At 40.8% G+C, this 26,616-nt stretch carries 23 protein-coding genes and 1 riboswitch; of the genes, 3 read left to right on the top strand and 20 right to left on the bottom strand.

Annotation, left to right across the window (positions count from 1 at the left end; genetic code table 11):
• Positions 1-162 precede the first annotated feature (162 nt).
• Together hslO and dusB are read left to right on the top strand one after the other, a co-directional pair.
• Entirely contained in the window at positions 163-1,035 is an 873-nt protein-coding gene (gene hslO, locus D8845_RS04765; protein ID WP_125452663.1) for an Hsp33 family molecular chaperone HslO, read from the top strand.
• The gene (gene dusB / locus D8845_RS04760) at positions 1,022-2,002 is read left to right on the top strand and encodes a tRNA dihydrouridine synthase DusB (RefSeq protein ID WP_000183308.1); all 981 of its coding nucleotides are present in this window, start codon (positions 1,022-1,024) and stop codon (positions 2,000-2,002) included. The genes hslO and dusB overlap by 14 nt, the downstream gene beginning before the upstream one ends.
• Positions 2,003-2,072: 70 nt before the next feature.
• Here the strand turns inward: dusB and D8845_RS04755 are convergent, their stop codons facing one another.
• The gene (locus tag D8845_RS04755; protein ID WP_125452662.1) at positions 2,073-2,771 is read right to left on the bottom strand and encodes a hypothetical protein; all 699 of its coding nucleotides are present in this window, start codon (positions 2,769-2,771) and stop codon (positions 2,073-2,075) included.
• A gap of 277 nt (positions 2,772-3,048) precedes the next feature.
• Here D8845_RS04755 and D8845_RS04750 point away from each other — a divergent pair, with 277 nt between their 5' ends.
• Complete coding sequence (locus D8845_RS04750; RefSeq protein ID WP_125452661.1) at positions 3,049-3,279, top strand: hypothetical protein; 231 nt, start codon at positions 3,049-3,051, stop codon at positions 3,277-3,279.
• A gap of 72 nt (positions 3,280-3,351) precedes the next feature.
• Here the strand turns inward: D8845_RS04750 and D8845_RS04745 are convergent, their stop codons facing one another.
• The 19 genes from D8845_RS04745 to D8845_RS04655 all read right to left on the bottom strand — a co-directional run bounded on the left by D8845_RS04745 (position 3,352) and on the right by D8845_RS04655 (position 26,567).
• A complete protein-coding gene (locus D8845_RS04745) occupies positions 3,352-4,125 on the bottom strand; it encodes an NUDIX domain-containing protein (protein ID WP_125452660.1) in 774 nt (257 codons plus the stop codon).
• Between the two features lies 1 nt (position 4,126).
• Positions 4,127-4,906, bottom strand: a complete 780-nt coding sequence (gene pnuC, locus D8845_RS04740; protein WP_125452659.1) for a nicotinamide riboside transporter PnuC — start codon at positions 4,904-4,906, stop codon at positions 4,127-4,129.
• Between the two features lie 9 nt (positions 4,907-4,915).
• Positions 4,916-5,974 (bottom strand): AAA family ATPase, encoded by a 1,059-nt coding sequence (locus D8845_RS04735; protein WP_125452658.1) that lies wholly within the window; start codon positions 5,972-5,974, stop codon positions 4,916-4,918.
• Positions 5,975-6,121: 147 nt separating this feature from the next.
• Positions 6,122-8,554 (bottom strand): ATP-dependent Clp protease ATP-binding subunit, encoded by a 2,433-nt coding sequence (locus D8845_RS04730; protein WP_125452657.1) that lies wholly within the window; start codon positions 8,552-8,554, stop codon positions 6,122-6,124.
• A gap of 1 nt (position 8,555) precedes the next feature.
• On the bottom strand, positions 8,556-9,014 hold the full coding sequence (locus tag D8845_RS04725) for a CtsR family transcriptional regulator (protein ID WP_084926271.1): 459 nt from the start codon (positions 9,012-9,014) through the stop codon (positions 8,556-8,558).
• Positions 9,015-9,132: 118 nt separating this feature from the next.
• Entirely contained in the window at positions 9,133-9,861 is a 729-nt protein-coding gene (locus D8845_RS04720; protein ID WP_125452656.1) for an ABC transporter ATP-binding protein, read from the bottom strand.
• Positions 9,861-10,868 (bottom strand): ABC transporter substrate-binding protein, encoded by a 1,008-nt coding sequence (locus tag D8845_RS04715; RefSeq protein WP_125452655.1) that lies wholly within the window; start codon positions 10,866-10,868, stop codon positions 9,861-9,863. Before D8845_RS04715 ends, D8845_RS04720 begins: the two co-directional genes overlap by 1 nt.
• A gap of 44 nt (positions 10,869-10,912) precedes the next feature.
• Entirely contained in the window at positions 10,913-11,671 is a 759-nt protein-coding gene (locus tag D8845_RS04710) for an ABC transporter permease (protein WP_185757386.1), read from the bottom strand.
• Positions 11,634-11,924, bottom strand: coding sequence for a thiamine-binding protein (locus tag D8845_RS04705; protein WP_125452653.1), 291 nt, complete (start codon positions 11,922-11,924; stop codon positions 11,634-11,636). Before D8845_RS04705 ends, D8845_RS04710 begins: the two co-directional genes overlap by 38 nt.
• A gap of 69 nt (positions 11,925-11,993) precedes the next feature.
• Positions 11,994-12,096, bottom strand: a riboswitch (TPP riboswitch).
• A gap of 101 nt (positions 12,097-12,197) precedes the next feature.
• On the bottom strand, positions 12,198-14,831 hold the full coding sequence (polA, locus tag D8845_RS04700) for a DNA polymerase I (protein WP_125452652.1): 2,634 nt from the start codon (positions 14,829-14,831) through the stop codon (positions 12,198-12,200).
• A 118-nt stretch (positions 14,832-14,949) separates the two neighbouring features.
• Positions 14,950-18,021, bottom strand: coding sequence for an SIALI-17 repeat-containing surface protein (locus tag D8845_RS04695; protein ID WP_125452651.1), 3,072 nt, complete (start codon positions 18,019-18,021; stop codon positions 14,950-14,952).
• Between the two features lie 293 nt (positions 18,022-18,314).
• Positions 18,315-19,670 carry a choline binding-anchored murein hydrolase CbpD gene (gene cbpD / locus D8845_RS04690; protein ID WP_125452650.1) on the bottom strand — a complete coding sequence of 452 codons (1,356 nt, stop codon included), beginning with the start codon at positions 19,668-19,670 and terminating at the stop codon, positions 18,315-18,317.
• Between the two features lie 88 nt (positions 19,671-19,758).
• Positions 19,759-20,025 (bottom strand): Veg family protein, encoded by a 267-nt coding sequence (locus tag D8845_RS04685; RefSeq protein WP_001278169.1) that lies wholly within the window; start codon positions 20,023-20,025, stop codon positions 19,759-19,761.
• 1 nt (position 20,026) lies between these two features.
• The gene (dnaB, locus tag D8845_RS04680; RefSeq protein ID WP_000852490.1) at positions 20,027-21,379 is read right to left on the bottom strand and encodes a replicative DNA helicase; all 1,353 of its coding nucleotides are present in this window, start codon (positions 21,377-21,379) and stop codon (positions 20,027-20,029) included.
• Between the two features lie 43 nt (positions 21,380-21,422).
• Positions 21,423-21,875, bottom strand: coding sequence for a 50S ribosomal protein L9 (rplI, locus tag D8845_RS04675; RefSeq protein ID WP_000864214.1), 453 nt, complete (start codon positions 21,873-21,875; stop codon positions 21,423-21,425).
• On the bottom strand, positions 21,872-23,845 hold the full coding sequence (locus D8845_RS04670) for a DHH family phosphoesterase (RefSeq protein ID WP_125452649.1): 1,974 nt from the start codon (positions 23,843-23,845) through the stop codon (positions 21,872-21,874). Before D8845_RS04670 ends, rplI begins: the two co-directional genes overlap by 4 nt.
• Before the next feature lie 135 nt (positions 23,846-23,980).
• Complete coding sequence (hpf, locus tag D8845_RS04665; protein WP_000599100.1) at positions 23,981-24,529, bottom strand: ribosome hibernation-promoting factor, HPF/YfiA family; 549 nt, start codon at positions 24,527-24,529, stop codon at positions 23,981-23,983.
• Positions 24,530-24,609: 80 nt separating this feature from the next.
• The gene (locus D8845_RS04660; RefSeq protein WP_125452648.1) at positions 24,610-25,272 is read right to left on the bottom strand and encodes a ComF family protein; all 663 of its coding nucleotides are present in this window, start codon (positions 25,270-25,272) and stop codon (positions 24,610-24,612) included.
• A complete protein-coding gene (locus D8845_RS04655; protein WP_125452647.1) occupies positions 25,269-26,567 on the bottom strand; it encodes a DEAD/DEAH box helicase in 1,299 nt (432 codons plus the stop codon). Before D8845_RS04655 ends, D8845_RS04660 begins: the two co-directional genes overlap by 4 nt.
• Positions 26,568-26,616: the final 49 nt, after the last annotated feature.

Below are 26,616 nucleotides of genomic sequence, written 5' to 3'. Positions count from 1 at the left end.
GTTACCCCTTTCATTTTCTACCTTAAGCATAGCATAAATCTTACAAATGCTGAAATAATCTGTTTCTCTTTTTATTTTCATGCTGATTTCCTGATCCATTATCCTAAAAATCAGCAAACACACGGCTCCCCCTTTGGGCATTTTTATGCTAAAATAGTAGCTATGGATAAAATTATTAAAACTATATCAGAAAGCGGAGCCTTTCGTGCTTTTGTCCTTGACAGCACAGAAACAGTCCGCACTGCTCAAGAAAAACACCAAACCCAAGCTAGCTCAACTGTAGCGCTTGGTCGAACTCTTATCGCTAGCCAGATTCTCGCAGCCAATGAAAAAGGAAATACTAAACTAACAGTTAAAGTGCTGGGATCTAGCTCCCTAGGTGCTATCATCACCGTCGCTGATACCAAAGGTAACGTCAAAGGCTACGTTCAAAATCCTGGTGTTGACATCAAAAAGACTGCAACTGGTGAAGTTCTAGTTGGACCTTTTGTTGGAAATGGTCAATTCCTCGTTATCACAGACTACGGTACTGGAAATCCTTACAACTCCATGACTCCTCTCATCTCTGGAGAAATTGGTGAAGACCTTGCCTTTTACCTGACTGAAAGCCAACAAACTCCTTCAGCAGTCGGCCTCAATGTCCTTTTGGACGAGGGAGACAAGGTCAAGGTTGCAGGTGGTTTCCTAGTTCAAGTCTTACCAGGAGCCAAGGAAGAAGAGATTGCTCGCTTTGAAAAACGCATCCAAGAAATGCCAGCTATCTCAACCCTTCTGGAAAGCGACGACCATATCGAAGCCCTCCTCAAAGCAATCTACGGTGACGAAGCCTACAAGCGTCTTTCTGAAGAAGAAATTCGTTTCCAATGTGACTGTAGCCATGAACGCTTTATGAACGCTCTTGCTAGCCTTCCAAGCTCAGACTTACAGGAAATGAAAGAGGAAGACCACGGAGCAGAAATCACTTGTCAATTCTGCCAAACAACTTATAACTTTGATGAAAACGACCTGGAGGAACTCATTCGTGACAAATCTTAATACACCTTTTATGATTGGCAATGTTGAGATTCCCAATCGTACTGTTTTAGCACCTATGGCTGGCGTGACCAACTCAGCCTTTCGTACCATCGCAAAAGAGCTCGGAGCTGGACTCGTTGTCATGGAAATGGTCTCTGACAAGGGAATCCAATACAACAATGAAAAAACCTTGCATATGCTTCATATCGATGAAGGCGAAAACCCTGTTTCTATCCAACTTTTTGGTAGTGATGAAGACAGCCTAGCACGCGCAGCAGAATTCATCCAAGAAAACACCAAAACCGATATCGTGGATATCAACATGGGCTGCCCAGTTAACAAAATCGTGAAGAACGAAGCTGGCGCTATGTGGCTCAAGGATCCAGATAAGATTTACTCTATCATCAACAAGGTCCAATCTGTCCTTGATATCCCACTTACTGTCAAAATGCGTACCGGCTGGGCCGATCCATCTCTGGCAGTAGAAAATGCCCTCGCTGCTGAAGCTGCAGGTGTTTCTGCCCTCGCCATGCATGGTCGTACCCGTGAACAAATGTATACAGGTCACGCAGACCTTGAGACCCTTCACAAGGTCGCTCAAGCTTTGACCAAGATTCCATTTATCGCCAATGGTGACATCCGTACGGTTCAAGAAGCTAAACAGCGTATCGAAGAAGTTGGTGCTGACGCAGTTATGATTGGTCGCGCTGCCATGGGAAATCCTTACCTCTTCAACCAAATCAACCATTATTTTGAAACAGGAGAAATCCTACCTGATTTGACCTTTGAAGACAAGATGAAAATCGCCTACGAACACTTGAAACGTTTGATTAACCTCAAAGGGGAAAACGTAGCAGTTCGTGAATTCCGTGGCCTCGCTCCTCACTACCTCCGTGGAACATCTGGCGCTGCCAAACTCCGTGGAGCCATTTCACAAGCTAGCACCCTAGCAGAGATTGAAGCACTCTTGCAGTTGGATAAGGCTTAATAGTTTAAAACCCGTAACTCTCTTAAAGGTTACGGGTTTTTGATTGTAAAAATTTAAATACTGAGGATTATTATTGATTCAAAGCAACGCTGGAAACCTTACCATCCGCTCCTGTTGTAATTTGGATGACTTTTCCTCCACCAATTTTGGCATTATACTTACCATCGTCAAGAGTATAAGAATAGCCTTTGATAGAATAATTATCTTTCTTTCCATCAGCAGATTCTACTGTGAATTGGCCTCCTGATGAAACTGTGATTGTTTCGCCATTAGCTCCCTTCCAATTGCCCGCTGCAGCTGAGAAATCACCATCTACCATGGTTAAAACACCCTTGTAGCGTTTATTTTGCTCTGCTTGCTTGTCTTGAAGTTTGCGGTCAGTTGTAGGATCATAACTTGATTGGTTAGACTGAGCTTGAGGAGACTGTTGAGTTGAAGGAGCCTGAGCAGGAGTTTGTTGACTAGCTGCCTGTTGATTAGCTACTTCTTGACCTTGTCTTTGCTCTGGTGCAGGTGCCGCTGGTGATGGCGTTGCAGTTGCTGAAGATTGATTAGTAGACGCCTTAGTCTTTTCAGATGAAGTTGAAGTTGAGGACTTCTGAGTCTTGCTTTCTTTGCTAGAAGAAGCTGCTTTAGAACTTGATGATTGGCTTGTCTTAGCAGAACTGCTTGCTTGAGTTGTTTCCTTTTTATTTCCACAAGCTCCTAATAGCAAGGTTGAAGCCAATACAGTTGCTGCCATCAATTTGATATAGGTTTTCTTTTTCATTTTTCTACTCCTTTGTAATATTTTAGAAATATAAAGAAATCTTTTTGTAATATAATTGTAACATTCAGTTTTAAATATGTCAACAATTTATCTAAACTATTTTAAAAATCTTAAATACTTTAGATACATTTACTCCTCCTACTCTTTTATTCGTAATAAAACAGAAAAACAGGAGATTTTCCTATTAAAAATTTAAATTTGTTTTGTGTAATCGCTTGCAACTTTAAGTACAAAGGAATATAATAACATTGAAGTAGAATATAGGAGGTGCATTCTTATGCTAAATAAGTATTACAAGTATCTTCCTTGGTTGATTTTGGGAGCTATTGGCTCTTATCAGTCAGCCACTCACTATGCGCGAACTGCATTTGATGTGTTTTATCTGACTACAATCTTTTTGATTGTTTATATTGCTTTGTTATTTTTACATGAGAACTATCTCAAGCAACGATACAAAGACTTATTTACTCACATGTTGAGCAATTCTAAGAAAGATAGCCACCCATAAAAGCAGTCACAACAGCAAATCAAACTAATAAAGGCAAATAAAGAGATCGGGAACTTTTCCCGACCTCGTTTTTTATTTCAATCGATAGGTTTTTCTTGGTTTCTTTTTAGGTACTCGTTTGAGTCCGACTTCTTCTACATATTCTCCGTATTTTACGAGAAAGTTATTACTGACGATGGGGCGACCGGGATTGATAAGATTGACCAGTTCAGTTCCTTCATAGACAGTGAACTCCTCCTCCAGCAGATAGAGGAAGGTCGGATTCCAGTCGAGACGGCCTTGGATTCGTTTGATGGATTCTTGGATAATGGCATAATGATCAAAAGCGAAGGCTCGCTCCTCCAACTCTACTCCCTCTATGAAACACTTGCCTGTCTGAAAATCGACATCTACAAAAACGATATCCTTGGCATCGTCTCCTGCTTGAACAAGTTCTAATGCACGACTAGGCAAATAAACCAAGTGGGCAATGGTCACTGTCCAGCCCCGAGGGTCACGGCCGGGAGTCGATACGGTCATCAATTGCTCAATTTTTTCCAAAGGAAGATCGAGATTGACTTCTTCTCTCACCTCACGCTGACAAGCATGCGCAGCGTCTTCGCCCTTGTCCATAAATCCTCCAACCAGAGCCAAACAATTTTGATAAGGGTGAGCCTTGCGACGAATTAATAAGAGCTTGATCTTTCCTTCGACAAAGCAGTAGGCTACCATATCCACCGTCACACTTGGTTTTTCGTATTGAGGGAGTTCCTGCTTGTAGTACCAGTCTAAAAACTCTTCCTGACTTGCATGGATTTCAAAATATTCTCTCTCTGTCATCCCTGCTGGAATCATCGTGTCCGCCATTTTATGCCTCCTTACGAACTGCCTTGGTCCATTGGTACCAACCTACTAGACTATTGAGTGTGTAAACCCAGTACATCCCTTGAATATGGATATTTTCACCCCACCAGAGGTAAATGCTAAAGAGATTAGTTGCAATCCAGAAAATCCATTGTTCACGGTAGAGACGTGTCATCAAGAGCTGACCGACACCATTGGTCGCATCGGTAACACTATCACGGAAAGGGCGAGCACTATGGATACTTTGGTAAGCCAAGCCCATACCAATCCAAATGATAGCAGTCAAAGCCAAGTACTTGATCCAGTCAAGCACAGATAATTTCTTAGCTTCAAAGTGAGATTCTTCTACTTTTCCTTGGTCATTGATACGATTGGACAGCCAAGCATAGAGACCAATCGGCTGCATGACAAAGAAGTAAACGGTCGTCAAAACTTCGCCATAAAAAGTTGCATTCATAGCCAAAACCAAATAGATAGCAGAGTTAATGGCCCCAAAGAGATAATTGCTTACACGCCCTTCTGCTACCAAGATAACACAGACAATCCCAGTCCAAGATGCAAACAAGCTCATCCAGTCATGACTTTCTGTATTTTGCGTGAATTCCAAGATCAAGGGAACACTTGACAGGACAATGAGATACAACCACTGGAAGAGGCTACGACCGACAAAGAGATCTTTCCAGAGCAGGTTCATGATTCCTGCAAAACCAATCTTGCGGGCTTCCGCGTGGACATTTTTAAAGTTTTCGATAAATTGTGTGATTTTTTCAGTTAATTTTTTCATAATTTTCTCCTAATCTGCTTGGTAAATGGCATCAATAGCCACTTTTGCTGCTTCATAATTTCCTAGATAATCCTCTGCTAGATAAACTAGTGGAATGGTGGTTAAATATCGCTCTCTCATCTGGTCCAAATGCTGGGAAAAACTATGACGAATATGGTCTTCTGCCATAGTCATATCTCTAAATCCGTCATTGACATAGGAACCGACAGGTTGCACAAAGAGAATCAAGTCCCAGTTCTCCTTAGCCAAAATCGAGGCAAAGAGATTATCAAAAGTCTCTCCTGATAAATCCCCTTGGTCCTCAGTCTCCATATAATAATCATAGTAGCCCTTGGTTACTAAGGAGTTGGTGTCTGCTATCACCAGTCCCCTATTGGCATTGCTATCAATTAACTTAGAGGTCTGGTCATACTGCCCCAACAGGAGATAATAGTAATCTTTTGGAGTCAATTCATCGTCGCGGACATTGTTTTTGATCTGGTACTCACGTGCGTATTCCAAACTAACTGGTGCATCGTAATACCTAGCCAAATCCTTAGCCAGAGTGGTCTTCCCATTGCTAGCACTTCCCATAATCAACACTTTCTTTGTAAACTGACGTCGGAAGGGTTGAGCAATATATTTCCAATATTTGCTTGGATTTTCTCGAATCATAGTTGCTGAGATACCAAACTTTCTTTCTTGCAAGACAGTCTCAAAGCCACGATTTGATAATTCTTGCTGGTAGTCTGCTTCTCCCACAAAGAAAATTAGTTCTTGCTGGGTTTCATCATAGGAAATCTCCGCTAACATTTGGTCCAACCACTCCTGCCAGCCCATAGGGTAACGAGGAAGATTGGTTTCATCTAACTTGCAGACAGAGGTCAACTCGTCATCACGAAAGGCCTCTCGGATATAGCGGAATCTTTTTTGAAGCGTTAAACCTACCTGCTCTCCTCGGTCTCCCTCATAACCTGAAACGACAACCCAGACCTGGTCACACTTTCGCTTCGCACGCTGGATCAGATCGATATGACCTTGATGAAGTGGAGCAAAGGTTCCAAATACCACTGCTGTTTTCTTTTTCATAAACCTATTACCTTTTTATAATTTTTGATATTTTTATTATCTATGTTTTTATTATAAACTATATTTTTGTTTTGTCAATAGTTTTTTATCATTTTTTATAAAAACATTGCGAAAAAGAGAACCAAGATTGCTCCTGATTCTCCATTTTTATGCAATATCAAATTTTAACTGGCCTGCTTTGACACCAATCTTAAGTGTGCTGCCTGCCACCAAATCTCCCTTGAGAAGAAGTTCTGCCAACTTGTCTTCCACTTCTGTTTGTAGGGTTCTACGAAGTGGACGAGCTCCCATCTCTGGGTCATATCCTTGATTGGCCAATAATTTCAGTGCGGAAGCTTGTAATTTCAAATCAATGCCTTTTTCAGCCAAACTTGCCACTAAAGGTTTAACCATAATTTTCACCACTTCCTGCATATAGTCGCTAGACAGGCTATGGAAGACCACCTTTTCATCAATACGGTTGATAAACTCCGGTCTATAAGCCTTTTTCAACTCTTCAAACATGCGTTTTTCCATATTTTCCTGGTCAAAACGAATGTCCTTAGCCCCAAAGCCAACAGTCTTATCATCACGAAGGGCAGTCGCACCAAGGTTCGATGTCATGATAATAATAGTATTTGAAAAGTCAACCTTGCGCCCCTTGCTATCTGTCAAGACACCGTCATCCAAGACTTGCAAGAGCACATTAAAGATGTCTGGGTGGGCTTTTTCTACCTCATCAAAGAGGAGAACAGAGTATGGTTTGTTGCGAACCTTCTCGGTCAACTCCCCACCTTCTTCATAACCCACATAGCCCGGAGGAGCTCCGTTAAGACGGCTGGCTGCGAATTTCTCCATATACTCACTCATATCAAAGCGGATAAGGGCTGATTCATCATCAAAGAGAACTTCCGCCAAAGCCTTGGCCAATTCGGTCTTACCGACACCTGTGGGTCCTAGGAACATAAAGGAACCAATCGGACGCTTGTGACTACGAATACCAGACTGGTTGCGGCGAATCGCACGGCTAATGCTTGAAACAGCTTGATCTTGACCGATGACACGTTTGTGCAGTTCCGCTTCCAAGTTCAGATACTTCTTAGCATCCGTTTGAGTCAGTTTTTGGACTGGAATCCCTGACAAGCGACTCAAGGTGGTCAAAATATCAGACTCTGTCACCAAGTCTTTGTAGACAGGTACTTCCTCTTCTTTTGCGATTAGCTGGGCTGCCTGTTTCCACTTACCATCCATCAGGGCCTTGTCAGCTGGACTCAAACCTGAATCGTCTGGTTTCACATGCTTAGCCTTATTTTGCACTGTTGCTGCCGCTTCATCTAAGAGATCAATAGCAGAGTCTGGTAAGTGACGACTAGTTAAGTAACGATGGGCCATCTTAACCGCTGTTTCAACCGCTTCATCTGTGATTTGCACACGGTGATGTTTCTCATAAGTCACCTTCAAACCTTGCAAAATAGCCATACTGTCGGCCACACTTGGCTCTTCAATCGTCACTTTGGCGAAACGACGAGAAAGGGCCGAATCTTTTTCGATGTGTTTTTGATATTCTTCCTGAGTAGTCGCACCAACCGTTCTCAAAGTTCCACGCGCCAAGGCTGGTTTCAAGATATTGGCCGCATCCAGAGTTGAGTCAATCCCGCTCCCAGAACCCATGATGGTATGAAGTTCATCGATAAAGAGAATGACTTGGCCATCTTCTTCAATATCCTTGATGATGTTGTTCATGCGTTCTTCAAAGTCACCACGGAAGCGTGTACCTGCAACGACATTCATCAAATCAAGCTCCAACACGCGCATCTTAGCCATTTCCGCAGGCACATCACCACTAGCAATACGCTGAGCGAGCCCAAGCGCCAGAGCTGTTTTCCCGACACCAGCATCTCCAACCAAGACAGGATTATTCTTGGTTTTACGACTCAAGATTTGAATCATACGCGAGATTTCCTTGTCCCGACCGATGACTGGTTCTAACTTGCCAGAACGCGCTTGCTCTGTCAAATCATGCGTATAGTCCTCGAGACCACCACTCGGAGTCTGGGGCATGCCCATCATATTAGCCATAGAATTTTGCTTGTCAGCTACTGTACGATGGCGTTGGCGTAAAGCCTTAAGGTCGTCACGAGTCCAACCTGCCCGTTCTTCTAAATTTCGACGAAGAGCAGCAATCTTGACCTGATCTTTCTTGTCTTCATAAGAAAAACCAGCCCTTTCCAAGATACGAGTCGCCAAGGCATTTCCATCATGCAAAATCGCATAGAGGACGTGCTCCGTCCCTAGCACCTTAGCATGGACCACTGACGCTACATACTCTGCTTCGTCAAAAAGAACCTGCAAACGATGGGAGAACGGCAATTCCGTAAAGGTTTCATCCTGGCTATAGTCCGTTTCAGTCAGTTCCAAAGCGACTTCTTCTAAACGGTCCATCTCATATGGATAATCATTTAAAGTCGCCCCTGCCACACTATAACTGTGATTGGACATGGCAATCAACAAGTGCCAAGACTCTAGATAACGAGCTCCAAAATGGCCAGCAACCATGTAGGCACTTTCGATACATTCATTCAATGCTTTTGAATAGTTCATCTTACTTCCCTTTTCTATCTACCTCTTGTATGACCTGTCGTAGCATATTAGCACGAACAACTGGAGCTTCTTCTCCTAGAACGCGATCCAAAGCTACTGCTACCAGCAAATTCATCTCCTGCTTGGTCATCAATTCCTGCTCAACCAAAAGCTGTAGAATATCCTCATAAATTTCTTGACTAACTAGCTCACCAATCGAGTAAAGCAGCTCCCTGAGCATTTCATGATGACTAGAAAACTCAATCCGTCCTATGCGAATGTAGCCTCCACCACCCCGCTTACTTTCAACCAAGTAGCCTCTACTTTCCGTAAAGCGTGTCTTGATCACATAGTTAATCTGACTAGGAACAACCTGGAATGTATCTGCTAACTGACTCCGTTGCAACTCTACAATTCCAGATTGATCTAAAATCGCCTTGATGTAGGCCTCAATATGATCCGATGTATTTTTAAATCTCATTACAAACCCACCTCTCTCTTTAAACCTTGACTATCTTTGACTATTATACCGAAATTTTCTCATTTTTAAAAGAAAAAGGGCGCTGGTAAAGGATAATCTTCACCAACTCCCTATTTTTCTACTTATCTAAGCCTAATTCTGCCAAGATTTGACGTTTGTAGGCAATCTTTTGGACTTCCTTGTCCTCTTCTTCAGACCAATCTAGTTTAATTTCTGAAACAATCTGCCCAGGGCGATTTTTCAAGATATAGATGCGATCGCTGAGACTGAGGGCCTCCTCGATACTATGCGTGATGATCAGGGTCGTCAGCTGCAACTGTTTGTGAATCTCAAGGTACCAAGCGTGGAGTTCCATCTTTGTCATCTCATCTAAGGCACTAAAGGCCTCATCCAAGAGAAAGAGCTTGTGTCCAAAAAGATAGGTACGAAGCAAAGCCACACGCTGACGCATCCCCCCACTCAGTTCATGAGGATACTTGTCCCGTACAGTTGTCAACTGGAAGGTCGCAAGGATTTCATCCGCGCGAGCAATAGCCTCTGCCTTATCCACTTTTTGAATCAAGAGGGGCAGGATGATATTACCAAGCACCGTCTTGTGTTCCAAGAGCAGATCCTTTTGCAACATATAACTCACCCGCCCCTTGGGATTTTCTTCACCATCAAGGACAATTCTCCCTGACTGAACTTCTAAAATCCCCGCAATTAAGTTGAAAAGCGTAGTCTTACCAACACCACTTGGGCCTAGGATAGAAACCACTTCACCTGAAGTCACTTTCAGATTGATATCCTCTAAAATCCTCTCTTGACCATAGGCATAACTGACGTGTTCTAGTCTAATTTCTTTCATTATTTCACAAATTCGTTGGTGAAGCCTTTGTCTGTCAAGTCTTCTTTAAGGATACCATTTTCTTTGTCCCATTTGTAGAAGGCGTTCCAGCGAGCTGCATCAAATTGCCCCCATTTTTCCTTGTCGCTTGCGTATTCTTTTGACAAGTATTTTTGAGATTCGATGACAAAGTCACGTTTTTCCTTGAGTTCAGGTGCATTTTTGATGAGGATATCAGCTGCTTCCTCTGGATGCTCCATAGCATATTGGTAGCCTTTTTTGATAGCTTGGATAACTTTGCGAGCTTCTTCTTTATTGTCTTTCAAATAGTCATTGTTTGCGATGATAACTGGTGAGTAGTAGTCAAACTCTTTAACATAGTCTTTCAAATACATGAAGTTAGCATCTACACCTTGAGATTTTGCAAGGATACCATCCCAACCGTAGTAAATCCAAGCAGTATCAAAGACGTCATTGGCAATCGGTGTGATTGAGTTTGAGTCGTTATTTGGTACTTTTTCAACCTTCTCAAAGTCTCCACCTTGAGATTCTACCAAGGTTTTCAACATAGCAAGTTCAGTTGGGTCATTCCAAGTTCCGTATTTCTTACCAACCAAGTCCTTTGGACTAGCTACATTGTCAGATTTACGTGAGATGATTCCTGATGTATTGTGTTCTACGATAGCTGCAACGGCAGTAATTCCTGCCCCTTTTTCCAATTTTTTAGCCATATAGTCTTGGAAATATACTGCAAATGGTGCCTTACCGTTAATAACCAAGTCAGAAGAACTTTCTTCTGGTGGCAATTTCAAATCAACATCCACTCCAGCTTCTTTGAAGTAGCCTTTTTCCTTAGCCACATAAAGCCCTGTGTGGTTGGTATTTGGTGTCCAGTCTAGGATAAAGTCAATCTTCTTAAGTTCTGCTTCCTTATTATCCTTAGAAGCAGTTCCTTGACCACAGGCCACAAGAACAACAGCTACAAGAGCTGTTAAAACAGTTAAAAACACTTTCCATGTTTTTTTCATTTTGATTTCCTCTTTTCTTTTTTCTTTTTTAAAACATTCTTACTCTACGAACGTTTCCATTTAATAACATATTTTTCACTAATATCGACCAACTTCATACCAAGAAGACTGATAATCGATACCAGAATAATAATAGCGAACATGGTATCATACTGAAACAGTTTCTTGGACTGAATCATATAAACACCAAGACCCTCAAAGCCTCCCAGCCACTCAGATACAACGGTTGTGATAAAGGCGTAGGAGACACTGACTCTTAAACCTGCATAAAAGTAAGGCAGACTGACTGGAATTTTAAAATGCCATAGGATTTGCCAAGGCTTGGCCCGCATCAGACTAAATAAGGTCAGCATATCCTTGTCACAATGCCTAAAACCGTCCAAAATGCTAACGATGATAGGAAAGGTAGTCGTCAAGATAATCAAGACAATCTTGGGTAAAATCCCATAACCGAGCCACAAGACCAGGATAGGAGCTATGGCAATGGTCGGAATGGTCTGAACAACCACCATCATAGGGTAAATCAGGTCATTGAGCCAAGTCAAACTATCCATAAGCACAGCCATGAGACAGGCAATCAAAACTCCCAGAACCAACCCCAGCAAAGCCACTCTCAAGGTGGCCCAGCTATGGTGCCAGAGAAATTCTCTATCGCGCACAAAAGACTGGAGGATTTCAAGAGGTGTCGGCAGGATAAACTTGGGGAGAAGTTTAAGAAAACCTGCTAACTGCCAGATTGACAAGACTCCTAGAAAGCCCAAAAGACTAATCTGTCGCCTCAGTATACTTTTCAAGTTTCTCATCAATACTTAAAATCTCTCCTACATTTATTTTGACATTGGCAAAGACATTATCTGCCTCCTGCCCTGCTACTTCCAGCGCTTCTTTGAGAATACGCATAAGTTCATCAAACTCCCCTTCCAAGACCGTTTCAAATGGTGTCACCACCATGGTCACTTCTTGAGCTTGCAGATAAGCAATGACCTGATCGATAACAGCAATCCGATCAATCCCCTGTGATAGGGGTAAAATTTGCAAGGCGATGCTTGCTTTCATAAAAACCTCCTCTTCTCGCTTTCCTTTGATAAAAAGAAAAACCTCTACCATATATGGAAAAAGGTCAAGAATAGACTAAGTATCGTTCCCTACGCTGGCATTACCCAGATCAGGTGCGGTCGAAGCTTAACGCTTCCTCTCAGACTGTACACAGACTCCCATATATTATATGGACATATGATAGCTCAAAACAAAAAAAATGTCAAGGAAACTGCTTACAGAAAAACATGAAAAGAGTTTGAAAACAAGTGCTTCAAACTCTACATAACTTTTTTATTTAGCCTCGTACCATGTTGCCCCTTCATTTTCATCTGCGATAAGGGGAACACTGAGTTGAATGGCTTCTTCCATGGTTTGTTTGACCAATTTTTTCATCTCTGCCAATTCAGATTTAGGAACTTCAAGGACGATTTCATCATGCACTTGCAGAAGCATCTTAGTTTGATAACCACCTGTAACCAAGGCTTTATCCAGCTGAATCATGGCAATCTTGAGAATATCTGCTGCCGATCCCTGAATAGGAGAGTTGATAGCAGTCCGCTCCGCAAAACCACGAATATTGAAGTTGCGCGAATTGATATCTGGCAACTCACGACGACGTTTAAAGAGGGTCTCCACATAGCCCTTATCACGCGCCTCACGCACCACTTCATCCATGTAGTTTTTAATACCTGGGAAGCGTTCAAAGTAGGTATCAATGTAGGCTTTGGCTTCCTTACGACTAATACCCAGATTATTAGACAAGCCAAAATCTGAAATTCCATAAACCACCCCAAAGTTAACAGCCTTGGCATTACGACGGTCGTTTGCAGTCACATCCTCAGGACGCTCAATGCCAAAGACCCGCATAGCTGTCGAAGTATGGATGTCCGCTCCCTCTTGGAAAGCCTTAATTAAGTGCTCGTCTTTAGAGATATGTGCCAAAACGCGCAATTCAATCTGTGAATAGTCGGAGCTGAGCAGCACACTATCCTCCCACTCAGGTACAAAAGCCTTCCGAATGAGGCGACCTTGCTCCAAACGCACAGGGATATTTTGCAAGTTTGGATCCACACTAGACAAACGCCCAGTCTGAGTCAAATCCTGCACATAGCGAGTATGAATCTTGCCATCAGCCAAAATCCAGTCCTGCAAGCCAATCACATAAGTCGATTGAATCTTAGCAATTTGACGGTAATCCAGGATTTTCTTAACAATCGGCGCAATAGGAGCCAAGCGTTCCAACACATCCACCGCAGTCGAGTATCCAGTTTTGGTTTTCTTAGTGTATTCTAGAGGTAACCCCAATTTTTCAAAGAGAAGCACGCCCAACTGCTTAGGCGAGTTGATATTAAACTCCTCACCAGCCAGTTCGTAAATCTCCTGAGTCAGTTTTTCAATAACAAGCTCATTTTCAGCCTGCATCTCAAGCAAGGTCTCTTTCTTGACCGTAATCCCAGCAATTTCCATCTTGCCAAGGACAAAAGCCAGAGGTTGCTCCATATCATAAAGAAGCTCTAATTGCTCATTTTCGCTGAGTTTTTCAAGCAAAATAGGCTTTGTTTCGACCAAAACTGCAATCTTACGAGCCAAGTGTTCCAAGAATTTCTCACGTTCAGGAATGGCCTTTTTAACACCTTTACCGTAGAAGGTCTCATCATCAACCAAGTAAGTCTGACCATAAAGACTAGCAATAGTCGCAATTTCATTGTCCTCCACAGTCGAAAGGAGGTATTTAGCCAAACGGCTATCAAAAGCAGGCGCCTGTAAATCCACACCAAAACGATTCAAGAGAACTTTGGCCTTCTTAAAATCATAAACTCTCAGAGGTGTTTTTTCTAGAAAATCCTTGAAAATAGGCTCTTGCAAAAGTTCAAGTTTGTCTGTGGCATAGAGCTTATCTCCACAAGACCAAGCAAAACCAACCAAATCATCCGTATGGTAATTCTCACCAAAAAGCTCAAAATGGAAGATAGACTCTTCACTCAGCATATTTTGACTGATTTGGTCAACAATAGTAAAATCCAAACTCTCAGCCACATCAGCTGACGACACATTTAAAGCCTGCTTGAGCTGTTTGAAGCCCATCTCATCGTAGAATTTCCCAAGATTTTCCACATCTGGACCGCTATAGACTAAATCCTTCAAACCAATCTCAATCGGTGCCTTGGTATCAATGGTCGCCAGTGTTTTTGACAAAAAGGCCTGTTCCTTATCATTGATGAGATTTTCCTTCATCTTAGAAGCCTTCATCCCATCGATATTTTCATAGATCCCTTCAAGCGAACCATGCTCCAGCAAGAGCTTGATACCCGTCTTTTCACCGATTTTGGTTACTCCAGGGATATTATCCGACTTATCACCCATGAGCGCCTTGAGATCGATAAACTGCGTCGGTGTAATGCCCATCTTTTCCATAAGATATTCTGGCGTAAAGGCCTCAAACTCAGCCACACCTTTCTTAGAAATCTCAACCACCGTATGCTCATCCGTCAGCTGAATCAAGTCCTTGTCCCCACTGACAATGGTAATATCAAAACCATCTTGCTCAGCTAACTTATCCAGTGTCCCAATAATGTCATCCGCCTCATACTGAGCTAACTCATAGTGACGAATCCCCATATGATCCAACAACTCACGAATGAAGGGAAATTGCTCACGAAACTCATCAGGAGTCTTAGCCCGACCACCCTTATAGTCCGCATACATCTCTGTACGGAAGGTCGTCTTTCCCGCATCAAAAGCCACCAAAATATGACTCGGCTCAACCCGCTCCAACAAATGGCTCAACATCAACTGGAAACCATAAATCGCATTGGTATGCAAGCCAGCCGCATTCTTAAAACGATCCAACTGCTGATAGAGCGCAAAAAACGCCCGAAAAGCAACAGAAGACCCATCAATCAATAATAATTTTTTCTTATCCATACACCCATTATAAAGGAAAGCACCAAAAAATACCATTGGGAAGAGTTCCCTGAGAGAAACTAAGATAATCTAAAAAAGAGAAGGAAGTTATTCCCTCTCTTTCAAGCTACGAAATGAATTAGTTTTTACGTTTCACAAATGGAATGGCACCAAGGAACAATCCAAGGAATCCTAATGATGCAACTGCAACATTATCTTTACCACCAGTATTTGGAAGTTCTTTTTTATCTTCTGCTTTTGCTGCTGGTGCTTGATAAGTATTATCCTTGTTAGTACCTGCTGTTGTAAGAGTATATTCTGGAACTTCAGTAATCGCTGGGGCGCCGGTTTCTGCATACGCTGGGACTTCGTTAATTGCTGGGGCGCCGGTTTCTGCATACGCTGGAACTTCAGTAATTGCTGGGGCGCCGGTTTCTGCATACGCTGGAACTTCAGTAATTGCTGGGGCGCCGGTTTCTCCATATGCTGGAACATTGTTTACAGCTGGGGCGCCTGTTTCTCCGTATGCTGGAACATTGTTTACAGCTGGGGCTCCTGCTTCTCCGTATGCTGGAACATTGTTCACTACAAGGTCTTCACCATTTGTAGATAAAGGTCCTGTATATTCTGGAACTTCGTTAACAGCCGCTAAGACAAAGTTAGCACCCCCTTTATATTCTGGAACTTCATTAACAGCTGCTAACACACCGCTAGTAGATAAAGGTCCAGTATACTCAGGAATCTCTGCTTTAAGAGCTTCCACAGCTTCTCCGTTTTCATTTACAGGAGTATTAGTAGCAAGAGTTCCAGTGAATTCAGAGGCTACCTCAGCTACAGGAGCATCAGCCGCATTAACTCCTCCACTATATTCTGGAGCATCGGCTACAGTAGGAGGTGTTGTATCATTTACTCCACCATTGAAATCAGATCCATTATCTCCAGAAGGAGAGTCACTAGGATTCACACCACCATTGAATTCAGGAGAGTTAGGAGCACTTGGAACTTCGTCAGGTTGTTTAGCATCATCAGAAGGTGCATCACTAGGATTTACACCACCACTGAAGTCTTTCGGTCCTTCACCCTTAGGAACTTCTTTTAAGTTTTCGATGTAACCTACAGTTGCGTTGTAAGCATCAGTTAGTTTGGCAATTGCATCGTCATCCTCTTGAACTGCTTCATTCACTTCGTCGAAATCGGCTTTAGCTTCATCCGCAGCTACTTTAGCAGAAGCAACTGAAGCTTCTAGTTTAGTTACAGCATCTTGCAATCCATCTTGGATAGCTTGATCCGCATTGTTTTTCTTAGCAGTTTCAAGAGCAGTTTTAGCTTTTTCTAAAGTTTCTTTTTGTTTCTCTAATGTAGCATTTTTCTCTTCTACTACCTTAGCTTTTTCAGCAGCGTCAGCCTTATCTTCCTCAGCTTCTTTAGTTAATTTTTCAATTTTTTCAGCTAAATCAGCAGCAATGTCTGTAAGTTTTTTGACAATTGGTTTAGAAGCTTCTTTTTTAGCAGCTTCTTCAATTTTTTTAGTTTCGTCAGCAGTTAATTCTTTAGTTTTATAAGCTTCAGGAGCTTTATCTTTTGTGTTGGCATCGTTGAGGAATTCATCTATAGCTTGAGTAGCTGTAAGAACTCCATCTTCAATCGCTTTTAATAAAGCTTCTTTACCGATTTCAGCTTTTGCTTCTTCGATAGCTTTCGCTTTATCTTCTGGCTTGATGCTAGCATCCTTGTTGACTTTATCTTCAGCTTTTTTTTCAAGTTGCTCTAAAGCACCTTTCAAAGCTTCTAAGTTATCTGCTTCTTCTTTTTTAGCGTCTTCTTCTTTTTTAACTTCTTCTTCAACTTTAGCTTTTGCTTTAGCTGCTTCTTCTTTAGCCTTAGCTAATTCAGCTTCTGCATCAGCTTTAGCTTTGTCTGCTTCTGCTTTTGCAGTCTCAGCAGCAGTTACATCAACAGCTTCTTTTTTAGCTTTAGCTGTAGCTTCTTCTACTTTTTTAGCTTCTTCAGCAACTTTCTTCTCTAATTCAGCAACTTTAGCATCAGCCTCTGCTTTAGCTTTAGCAGCTTTTTCAGCTTCGGTTGGTTCAGCTTCTTCCTCTGGAGTTTCTTCAGCTGGTTTAGCTGGTTCTGCAGCTTCTTTTGCTTCTGCTTTTTTTACTTCTTCAAGAAGATTATCACGTTTTTCAGTTAAATCTTGAATTTCAGCTGTAGCAGCTTGAACTTTTTCATCAGCTTCGTCAAATTCAGATTTGGCAGTATCGCGTTCTTTTTCAATCGCAGTTACAGCTTTTTCTAGTGGTGCTGTGATATCTTCACCAAATCCGTTTTCTTTAGCGGATTTAAGAGCTTCTTTTGCTTCTTTTAAAGTATCTTCCTGTTTTTTTAGTGTTTCAGCTTTCTTTTCAGCATCGGCTTTTAATTTCTCAGCATCATCCGTTAAGTTTTCAATTGTTTCAGTTAAATCATCAGCTTTATCTTGCAATTTTTCTGATTCAGGACGAGCAGCATCCGCTGCTTCACCTTCTGCAATTCCCGCTTGCACCTCTTCAGGAAGCTTGTCCTTAGATACAGGAGTTTCTGTTTTAATTGTTGGATTAGTATCTTGTGCTTTTTCAGCATCATCTGCTAACTCAGCAAGAATATCAGAAGCAGTTAATTCACCCGACTCAACAGCCTTTAATAATTCTTCTTTTGCTTTTTTATCAAGCAATTCGTTATCAGGCATTTGTTTCAAAGCTTCAGTTAAACCTTCTTTAGCTTCAGCTTCTTCTTTTGCGGCTGCTTCTTCTTTTGCGGCCTCTTCTTTTGCTTTAGCGTCAGCTTCAGCTGCTTTAGATTTAGCAGCAGCTAATTCGTCATCAGCAGTCTTTTTAGCTTTTTCAGCTTCGACTTTTGCAGTTTCAGCGTCAGCAGCTTCTTTTTTCTCTGTTTCAAGTTTAGTAGCTGCATCAGTTGCTGTAGTAGTTGTTCTATCTACTTTAGATTGAGCTGCATCAACTTTAGCATTAGCTTCTTTTTCAGCTTCTTTTGCTTTTTCTACTTCAGTTTTTGGTGTTTCAGCCGCAGGTGTAGGCTTAGTTTCTCCAGTAGGTTGAGCAGCTGTAGGTTTGTCATCAGCTTTCACAACTGACGGTTGAGATGCAACAAATGTAGCACCTAAAACAGCCACACTAGCCAAACTGGTTAAAATCATTTTCTTTTTGTTCATCTTGTGTACCTCTTTTTGAGAATCATATTTATGTACATTATAAACCTTTTTTTGAGTGAAATCAAGAGATATGTTATATTATATATACTTTATTATTAATATGTTGTATTTCAAGGCTATAAAAAACTTCAAGAAAGTAACGCATGTTTTACTAGCTTTCTTTTCATCACTTTCATTTTCTATAGTAAATTATAGTTTCGAATCCAATTCAGATATCTTAACTCTTCATAAAAACTCTAGTTTAAACAAAAAAACAGGAGATTTCTCTCCTGTTCAGATTCAATTACTTAAAATTAAACCCACTCACCGTTATGATTTACAGTATAACCGTCCACTATAGTATTAACAGCTAGCTCACCTGAAGAGTAAGAATAATACCACTTACCAGAGACTTGATACCAGCCCGTTTTCATTGCCCCTGAGTCATCTAGATAATACCAAAATCCTTTCTCCTGTAACCAGCCTGTCTGCATTTCGCCTGACGATTTCAAATAATACCAGTTAGAACCATCTTTTAGCCATCCCGTTGATTTAGAACCATTGGATTTAAAATGATACCAACTACCATTCACTTTCTTCCAATTTATAGCCAAACTACTATCCGTATTGTTGTTAGAGGTATTTCCTGGTTGGTGAACATCCGAGTGCGAAACTTCTTCCAACTGAACATAGCGACGACTTCCATTATAAGAAGTATAACTCAACCATTTATATCCATCTTTTTCGAGAATCTGATCATAATGAACATTCTCTCCAGAGTAATAATAATCAATTGTAGTTGCACTAGCTAGGGGCTGAGTCTTGATAGCAGATTTAGCCTTAAAAAAATGTGTTCCTCCTGTGGAAGAGATACGAGAATCATTTAGAACGTGAGAATCAAGAGGATTTGTATTCACAGCCTCCAATTCTACATAACGACGGCTTCCATTATAAGCCGTATAACTCAACCACTTGTATCCGTCTTTTTCAAGAACTTGATCATAATGAACATTATCGCCAGCATAATAGTAATCAATCGTCGTAGCGCTCGCTAGAGGCTGATTTTTGATAGCAGCCTTAGCCTTGAAAGAATGTGTTCCTCCTGTGGAAACTGAAGTTTGACTATTCCCTGCACTGCCTCCAGCTAAATCTTTAAAATGAATAAAACCAGTCATAGTATTCGCCTTCACGACTCGCTTATTGTAAGATTCCCTTATTCCATAGTTGTATTCCTCAATCTCAATCTCATCTCCTATTACATTTGACACCCAAGCAACATGACCATAAGTCCCTGCAGTAGACCAAGCAATGGAGCCAATAGCTGGTGTATTATCTACACGATACCCTTCACGACGAGCACGATGACCCCATTCATTCGCATTTCCATAAGCTGCCGGAATCTCAAAACCATTTACACCACTTAATCGAAAGGCTGCAAAAGAAGTACACTGACGAGAATACATGCGCCACTTATCAATTTCCTGACTGCCATTTTTATAATAAGCAGGATAATCATCCCCACGCGCAATCGATCCATTTCCTCCGGAATAGGCATATGCACTATCACCCGCTGCTAGCATCAATCCTACTACTAAAAAGGGAACAACTTTTTTAGCTGATTTTCTAAAAGAAAATCCTGTCTCTGTTACTTTGAATGGTAAAACTTTCATTCTTCCTCCTTGAAAAATAATATAAGTCGAAGATTGCCTTCACTTAAACTATTCGGAGAAAAAAGAAAAAGTGAGAAAATTTCTCACTTTAGTCAAGATAATGAATCAAATTCTTTTCTGTAAGGATATCTGAATAAGTAAAGGATTCAACGTAAACATTAGCTTGTTTATCTCCTTCAACGTTCCCAAATTCAACGATAAATAGGGATGGATAAACCTCAATTAGCTTACCCAATCTATTTTTTTGGCGCTTACGACCATTCTCCAAAGTCATTTCTACGACTTGTCCCTCATGTGCCTTGATTTCTTCTTTGATTTTTTTCATCTTGGCTACATCTGTAAATGCATCTGACATCTTATGCCTCCCTCTTTGAGATACTTGAAAATTTATTGTATTCTTTTTGAAAAATCAATTCCACCGTTCCACGAGCTCCACTACGGTTTTTCTCGATAATAACTTCTACCTTATTATTTGGTATGCCTTCCTCTTCTTCACCACCACGCTCATAGTAATCGTCGCGATAAAGAAAGGCTACGATATCAGCGTCCTGCTCAATAGACCCAGATTCACGAATATCAGACAAGACCGGTCTCTTATCCTGACGTTGTTCTACACCACGAGAAAGCTGACTTAGAGCGATTACTGGAACTTTCAGTTCCTTGGCTAGGATTTTCAACTGACGTGAAATTTCTGAAACCTCTTGTTGACGATTTTCTCGACCAGTTCCCGTGATAAGCTGCAAATAGTCTATCAAAATCAAACCAAGATTTCCAGTTTCTTGAGCTAATTTACGTGAACGAGAACGAATCTCTGTAATCCGAATTCCTGGCGTATCATCAATGTAGATACTTGCATTAGCCAAATTGCCTTGAGCAATGGTATACTTTTGCCATTCCTCATCGGTCAATTGACCTGTACGGATAGAATGCGATTCCACCAAACCTTCTGCCGCCAACATACGATCCACTAAACTTTCCGCACCCATTTCGAGCGAAAAGATAGCAACCGTTTTGTCCAACTTAGTCCCAATGTTCTGAGCAATATTCAAGGCAAAGGCTGTCTTACCAACCGCAGGACGAGCTGCCAAAATAATCAACTCCTCCTCATGCAAACCAGTCGTCATATGATCCAAATCACGATAACCTGTCGCAATACCTGTAATATCAGTAGTTTGTTGGGAGCGAGCCTCCAGATTGCCAAAGTTGACATTCAACACATCTCTAATGTTCTTAAATCCACTTCGATTAGCATTTTCACTAACATCAATCAACCCTTTTTCTGCTTGAGCAATGATTTCATCAGCTGGTTGTGAAGCCTCGTAAGCTTGATTGACAGACTCTGTCAACTTGGCGATTAATCGCCGTAGCATAGCCTTTTCTGCAACAATTTTAGCATAATACTCCGCATTAGCAGAAGTTGGCACAGAATTGACAATCTCAACTAGGTAAGACAGGCCACCAATATTCTGTAAATCACCTTGATTATCAAGAATGGTACGAACCGTTGTTGCATCTATAGCATCGCCACGATCGGATAAATCGACCATAGCTTGGAAAATCAAACGATGGGCATACTTAAAAAAGTCCCGAGACTCAATATATTCTCGCACAAAAACAAGCTTACTCTCGTCAATAAAGATAGCCCCTAAAACGGATTGCTCAGCTAAGATATCTTGAGGTTGTACTCGTAACTCTTCTACTTCTGCCATCAGACTTCCCTTCCTTTTACAATCTTGTCAAGAAAGTGTAAATTTACCCTTCTTTCACACGTAGATTGATTACACTTGTGATATCTTGATAGATTTTCACTGGTACATCAATCAAACCAACTGCTCGAATCGGAGCTTGTACTTGAATATGACGTTTATCAATCTTAATTCCAAATTGCTTTTGCAATTCTTCTGCAATTTTCTTATTGGTAATGGAACCAAAGGTACGACCATCTGGACCAACTTTTTCAACAAATTCTACAACCGTTTCTTCTGCTTCTAGTTGGGCTTTAATTGCTTTTGCTTCTGCAATCATCTCAGCATGAGCTTTTTCTTCAGATTTTTGTTTACCACGAAGTTCACCTACAGCTTGAGCAGTCGCTTCTTTGGCTAGATTCTTTTTGATAAGAAAGTTTTGCGCATACCCTGTTGGTACTTCCTTAATTTCGCCTTTTTTACCTTTTCCTTTGACATCTGCTAAAAAGATTACTTTCATTCTTCTTTCTCCTTTTCCTTTATTCCATTTAATACAATTTCTGTCAGTTTTTCACCTGCTTCTGACAAGGTTAAATCCTTAATTTGAGCTGCTGCTAAATTAAAGTGGCCGCCGCCTCCCAGCTCTTCCATAATCCGTTGTACATTCAGCTTACTACGACTGCGAGCTGAGATAGAGATAAACCCTTGTGTATTCTTCGCAAGAACAAAACTCGCTTCAATACCCGACATAGCTAACATGGCATCTGCTGCCTTACTAATAACAACTGTATCATAGCATTTCGAGTCCTTAGCCTCTGCTATCAGTACATCTGAACCTAATTTACGCCCCTGTAAAATCAGTTCATTGACCTCACGATATTCTTCAAAATCTGTCGCAGCCATTTCCTGAATAGCAATACTATCACTTCCGCGCGTTCTGAGATAGCTAGCAACATCAAATGTCCGACTAGTCACTCGTGAGGTGAAATTTTTAGTATCCAACATCATACCAGCCATCAAGACACTTGCTTGCATACGACTCAAACGATTTTTCTTAGAATTCTGGAACTGAATCAATTCCGTTACCAACTCACTGGCACTGCTTGCACCACTTTCGATATAAGTGATAACTGCATTATCTGGGAAATCCTGATCCCTTCTGTGGTGGTCGATGACGATGGTTTGGGTAAACAAATCATAAAATTCTTTTGATAAAGTTAAAGCTGTCTTTGAATGGTCAACAAGAATCAACAAAGAACGATTGGTCACCATACCCATTGCATCCTTAACAGAAAACAACTTTGTAACTCCTTCTTTTTCTAAGAATGAAACAGCTCGCTCAATATCCGTCGACATTTGTTCTTCGTCATAAATAGCATAGCTATTTTGAGTCACATTGCTGGCAAACAACTGCATACCTACAGCAGAACCCAAAGCATCCATATCTAGATTTTTGTGACCAACTACAAAAACCTGATCCACACTACGAATCTTATCTGAAATAGCCGTCATCATAGCACGCGTACGAGTCCGTGTACGTTTGATTGAGGCAGCAGATCCACCACCAAAATAAACTGGATTTTTCGTTTCGTCGTTTTCCTTGACAACCACTTGGTCGCCACCACGCACTTCAGCCAAGTTCAAGTTGAGCAATGCAACTTTCCCTATCTCATCATGATTTCCATCACCATAAGAAAATCCCATACTTAAGGTCAAGGGCAACTGTCTCTGTTTCGACTCTTCTCTGAATGCATCAATAACAGAAAATTTATCGTTCATCAATCCCTCAAGCACCGTGTAGTCCGTAAATAGGTAAAAGCGATCCATACTCACTCGACGGGAGAACATGGCATATTTTCCAGCAAATTCTGAAACAAAATTGGCTACAAAACTATTAATATGACTGATATCAGACTCCGATGTTTCATCTTCTAAGTCATCATAGTTGTCAACGGAGACAATCCCAATAACAGGTCTACTCGTAACTAACTCAACAGTCGCTTCGTATTCTCCAGACACATCAAAGAAATAAAGAACTCCAGATACCTTGTCCATATGAACCGAATAACGGATCTCACCTAAGGTAGCATAAGAACCTGGATTCCCCACAGAAGCCTTTATAATTGTTTGAATTAATGCAACATCAATCTCGCCCACTTCATTAGTCAAAATCAATTCAGCGTAAGGATTGAACCACTCAACTTCACCTGACAATAAGTCTAGTTTAATAACTCCGACAGGCATCTGTTCTAACAAGGTTGTCAAACTATCTTCAGCTTGGTGGTTTACATACTGGATTTGTTCTACTCCACTCTTTGAGTAGTAGTCTCTCTGATGAATGAATAGTAAAATATATGAACCCAAAATAAGTAGCAAAAGAAATAGCGTTACCAGTGTATTCGTTACAAAAACAAGTTGCACAGATAGCACTCCGAACGCCACTATTCCTAATATTAAGGGGAAAATAGGACTTACATAAAATTTTTTCATTCCAAACCTCTTGGCACCCATTATACCATAATAACCACCAAAAAGCGACTTTTTAAAAGTGTAATCAGTAATTCTACAAACTATAAGAAAAAGGAGGTTTACAACCCAGTAAACCTACCTTTACACATATTGAAATTAAGATTCTTTAACTTCTAACAAGCCAATCTCGCCATCCTCACGACGATAAATCACATTGGTTGTTTGATCTTCAACATCCACATAGATAAAGAAATCATGTCCCAACAAATCCATCTGTAGAATAGCTTCTTCCAAATCCATTGGTTTTAAATCAATTTGTTTTGAACGAACAACTCTAGACTGGACAACATTTGGATCTTCCACCAAAGCATCTGTAAATAATTGACTAGTTGCTACCTTATTTTTATTTTTACGCTCGATTTTTGTTTTATTTTTACGAATCTGACGTTCAATTTTATCGGTTACAAGGTCAATTGAACCATACATATCTTGAGACACATCTTCTGCACGAAGAGTAATTGAACCAAGTGGAATCGTCACCTCCACTTTAGCAGTTTTTTCACGATACACCTTCAAGTTAACTCGAGCATCCAACTCTTGTTCAGCTTGAAAATACTTTTCGATCTTTTCGAGTTTAGAAACTACATAATCACGAATTGCTTCTGTTACTTCTAGGTTTTCACCACGGATACTATATTTAATCATATGAGTACCTTCTTTCTAAACATTTTTGTTTTTCTGATTTCATTATAACGCTTTCATTTTATTTTTGCAAATTTTTTTCCTCATCTTACAAGGGAAAATGTTTTTACATCCTCAGCACCAGCTTCTTCTAGCAATCTCTTCACACGATTTATAGTTGTTCCAGTAGTGTAAATGTCATCTATAAGTAGGATTTTTTTAGGAATAGTGACTCCCCTTTTAATAAAGAAAGGAAGTTCTGTCCCCAAGCGTTCTGAACGATTTTTAGAAGAACTGGCCCGCTCTTCTCTCTTCTCTAGTAAGTCTTGAAAAGAGAACCCTGCTGCTTCAACTAAACCTTCAACCTGGTTAAATCCCCTCTCAAGTAATCTTTCAGGACTTAGAGGAATTACGACAAATTGATACTCTTTGTACTTTTTCAACTCCTCACTTAAAAATGAAGCAAAAACTTTTCTTAAAAGGAAGTCTCCATCAAACTTATACCGACTGAAAAAATCCTTCATAGCTTGATTGTAAGTAAAAATCCCTCTATGACTGACCTCAATTCCTTCTTTACACCAAAGTTGACAATCTTGACACTTTGTTGACAATCCTGTTTTCATACAGTTTGGACAGTACTCTTCTCCAATTTTCTCAAAAGTAGAATCACAATCTAAACAAAGACATGAGACATCATTCCTCAGAAGTAAGAGACTACTAAAAGTTAAAACAGCCTTCATAGTCTGCCCGCACAATAAGCACCTCATAGACCCGCTTCCTTATTCATCTGCTGAATTTCCTTAATTGCCTTCTTGATTGAAGTATTTAACCCATCATGGAAAAAAAGCAAATCCCCTGTCGGTCTATCCATGCTTCGCCCAACTCGTCCTCCAATCTGTATTAAACTAGACTTGGTAAACAGACGATGATTGGCCTCTACTACGAAAACGTCCACACAAGGGAAGGTAACTCCACGCTCCAATATCGTCGTACTGATAAGTATTGTCAGTTCTCTATCTCGAAAAGCTTGTACCTGCTCTAATCGATTTTCTGTGATAGAAGATACAAAGCCAATTTTCTCATTTGGAAATTGCTCCTGTAAGATTTCTTTTAACTGCTCCCCTTTCTTAATTTCTGAAGCAAAAATGAGTAACGGATAAGCTGTCTTTCTCTGCTTCTCAATATAAGACTTTAACTTTGGTGACAAACACTTCTTCTCTAAATAGCGATTAAAATCGGATAACCAGACAGGTTTAGGAATAATCAACGGATTTCCATGAAATCGTCTTGGCAAGCTCAATCGTTTTAGTTCTCCTATGCGAACCTTCCTATCTAACTCATCAGTCGAAGTCGCTGTTAAAAAGATTCTCAAGCCATTCTCCTTTACACTATTCTTGACAGCGTGGTAAAGCGTGGGATTGTCAATATAAGGAAAAGCATCTACTTCATCCACTATCAGCAAATCAAAAGCTTGATAAAACTTCAATAACTGATGGGTCGTCGCAACAACTAATGGTGTTCGAAAATATGGATCTGATTCCCCGTGTAGAAGAGCTATCTCACAAGCAAAATCATCTTGCAAGCGCTTGTATAGCTCCAAACAAACATCTATGCGAGGACTGGCCAAACATACTGCACCACCCGCATTGATCACTTTAGCCACTACTTGATAAATCATTTCTGTCTTTCCAGCTCCTGTAACCGCATGAACTAAGGTTGGTTCTTGCTTGTCTACTGCTTGAATCAGTCCCTCTGACACCTTTTCTTGAAAAGGAGTTAATTGACCACGCCATTTAAGAACATTCTGTTTAGGAAAATCCTCCTGCGGAAAATAGTATAAATCTTGATCACTCCTGACTCGCTTCATCAGCAAGCACTTCCGACAATAGTAAGCACCGATAGGTAAATACCATTCTTCTAGAATAGTACCATTACAACGTTGACAGAAAAGTTTTCCCTTCTCTTTTCTCATTGCTGGAAGTTTCTCCGCCAACTGACGTTCCTCTTTAGTTAATTCATTCTCCGTAAACAACCGACCGAGATAATTTGGATTTACTTTCATACTTCTTTATTCGTAAAAACCTAGCGCTTTAAATGATTTTTTAGTACAA

Source organism: Streptococcus mitis (assembly GCF_003942865.1).
Taxonomy (GTDB): domain Bacteria; phylum Bacillota; class Bacilli; order Lactobacillales; family Streptococcaceae; genus Streptococcus; species Streptococcus mitis_BI.
This window is presented reverse-complemented; position numbering and strand designations above follow the sequence as displayed.

Coding starts and splice junctions, on each gene's coding strand:
- hslO (WP_125452663.1), top strand. CDS start 163: ATGGATAAAATTATTAAAACTATATCAGAAAGCGGAGCCTTTCGTGCT.
- D8845_RS04755 (WP_125452662.1), bottom strand. CDS start 2,771: ATGAAAAAGAAAACCTATATCAAATTGATGGCAGCAACTGTATTGGCT.
- D8845_RS04750 (WP_125452661.1), top strand. CDS start 3,049: ATGCTAAATAAGTATTACAAGTATCTTCCTTGGTTGATTTTGGGAGCT.
- D8845_RS04745 (WP_125452660.1), bottom strand. CDS start 4,125: ATGGCGGACACGATGATTCCAGCAGGGATGACAGAGAGAGAATATTTT.
- pnuC (WP_125452659.1), bottom strand. CDS start 4,906: ATGAAAAAATTAACTGAAAAAATCACACAATTTATCGAAAACTTTAAA.
- D8845_RS04735 (WP_125452658.1), bottom strand. CDS start 5,974: ATGAAAAAGAAAACAGCAGTGGTATTTGGAACCTTTGCTCCACTTCAT.
- D8845_RS04730 (WP_125452657.1), bottom strand. CDS start 8,554: ATGAACTATTCAAAAGCATTGAATGAATGTATCGAAAGTGCCTACATG.
- D8845_RS04725 (WP_084926271.1), bottom strand. CDS start 9,014: ATGAGATTTAAAAATACATCGGATCATATTGAGGCCTACATCAAGGCG.
- D8845_RS04720 (WP_125452656.1), bottom strand. CDS start 9,861: ATGAAAGAAATTAGACTAGAACACGTCAGTTATGCCTATGGTCAAGAG.
- D8845_RS04715 (WP_125452655.1), bottom strand. CDS start 10,868: ATGAAAAAAACATGGAAAGTGTTTTTAACTGTTTTAACAGCTCTTGTA.
- D8845_RS04710 (WP_185757386.1), bottom strand. CDS start 11,671: ATGAGAAACTTGAAAAGTATACTGAGGCGACAGATTAGTCTTTTGGGC.
- D8845_RS04705 (WP_125452653.1), bottom strand. CDS start 11,924: ATGAAAGCAAGCATCGCCTTGCAAATTTTACCCCTATCACAGGGGATT.
- polA (WP_125452652.1), bottom strand. CDS start 14,831: ATGGATAAGAAAAAATTATTATTGATTGATGGGTCTTCTGTTGCTTTT.
- D8845_RS04695 (WP_125452651.1), bottom strand. CDS start 18,021: ATGAACAAAAAGAAAATGATTTTAACCAGTTTGGCTAGTGTGGCTGTT.
- cbpD (WP_125452650.1), bottom strand. CDS start 19,670: ATGAAAGTTTTACCATTCAAAGTAACAGAGACAGGATTTTCTTTTAGA.
- D8845_RS04685 (WP_001278169.1), bottom strand. CDS start 20,025: ATGTCAGATGCATTTACAGATGTAGCCAAGATGAAAAAAATCAAAGAA.
- dnaB (WP_000852490.1), bottom strand. CDS start 21,379: ATGGCAGAAGTAGAAGAGTTACGAGTACAACCTCAAGATATCTTAGCT.
- rplI (WP_000864214.1), bottom strand. CDS start 21,875: ATGAAAGTAATCTTTTTAGCAGATGTCAAAGGAAAAGGTAAAAAAGGC.
- D8845_RS04670 (WP_125452649.1), bottom strand. CDS start 23,845: ATGAAAAAATTTTATGTAAGTCCTATTTTCCCCTTAATATTAGGAATA.
- hpf (WP_000599100.1), bottom strand. CDS start 24,529: ATGATTAAATATAGTATCCGTGGTGAAAACCTAGAAGTAACAGAAGCA.
- D8845_RS04660 (WP_125452648.1), bottom strand. CDS start 25,272: ATGAGGTGCTTATTGTGCGGGCAGACTATGAAGGCTGTTTTAACTTTT.
- D8845_RS04655 (WP_125452647.1), bottom strand. CDS start 26,567: ATGAAAGTAAATCCAAATTATCTCGGTCGGTTGTTTACGGAGAATGAA.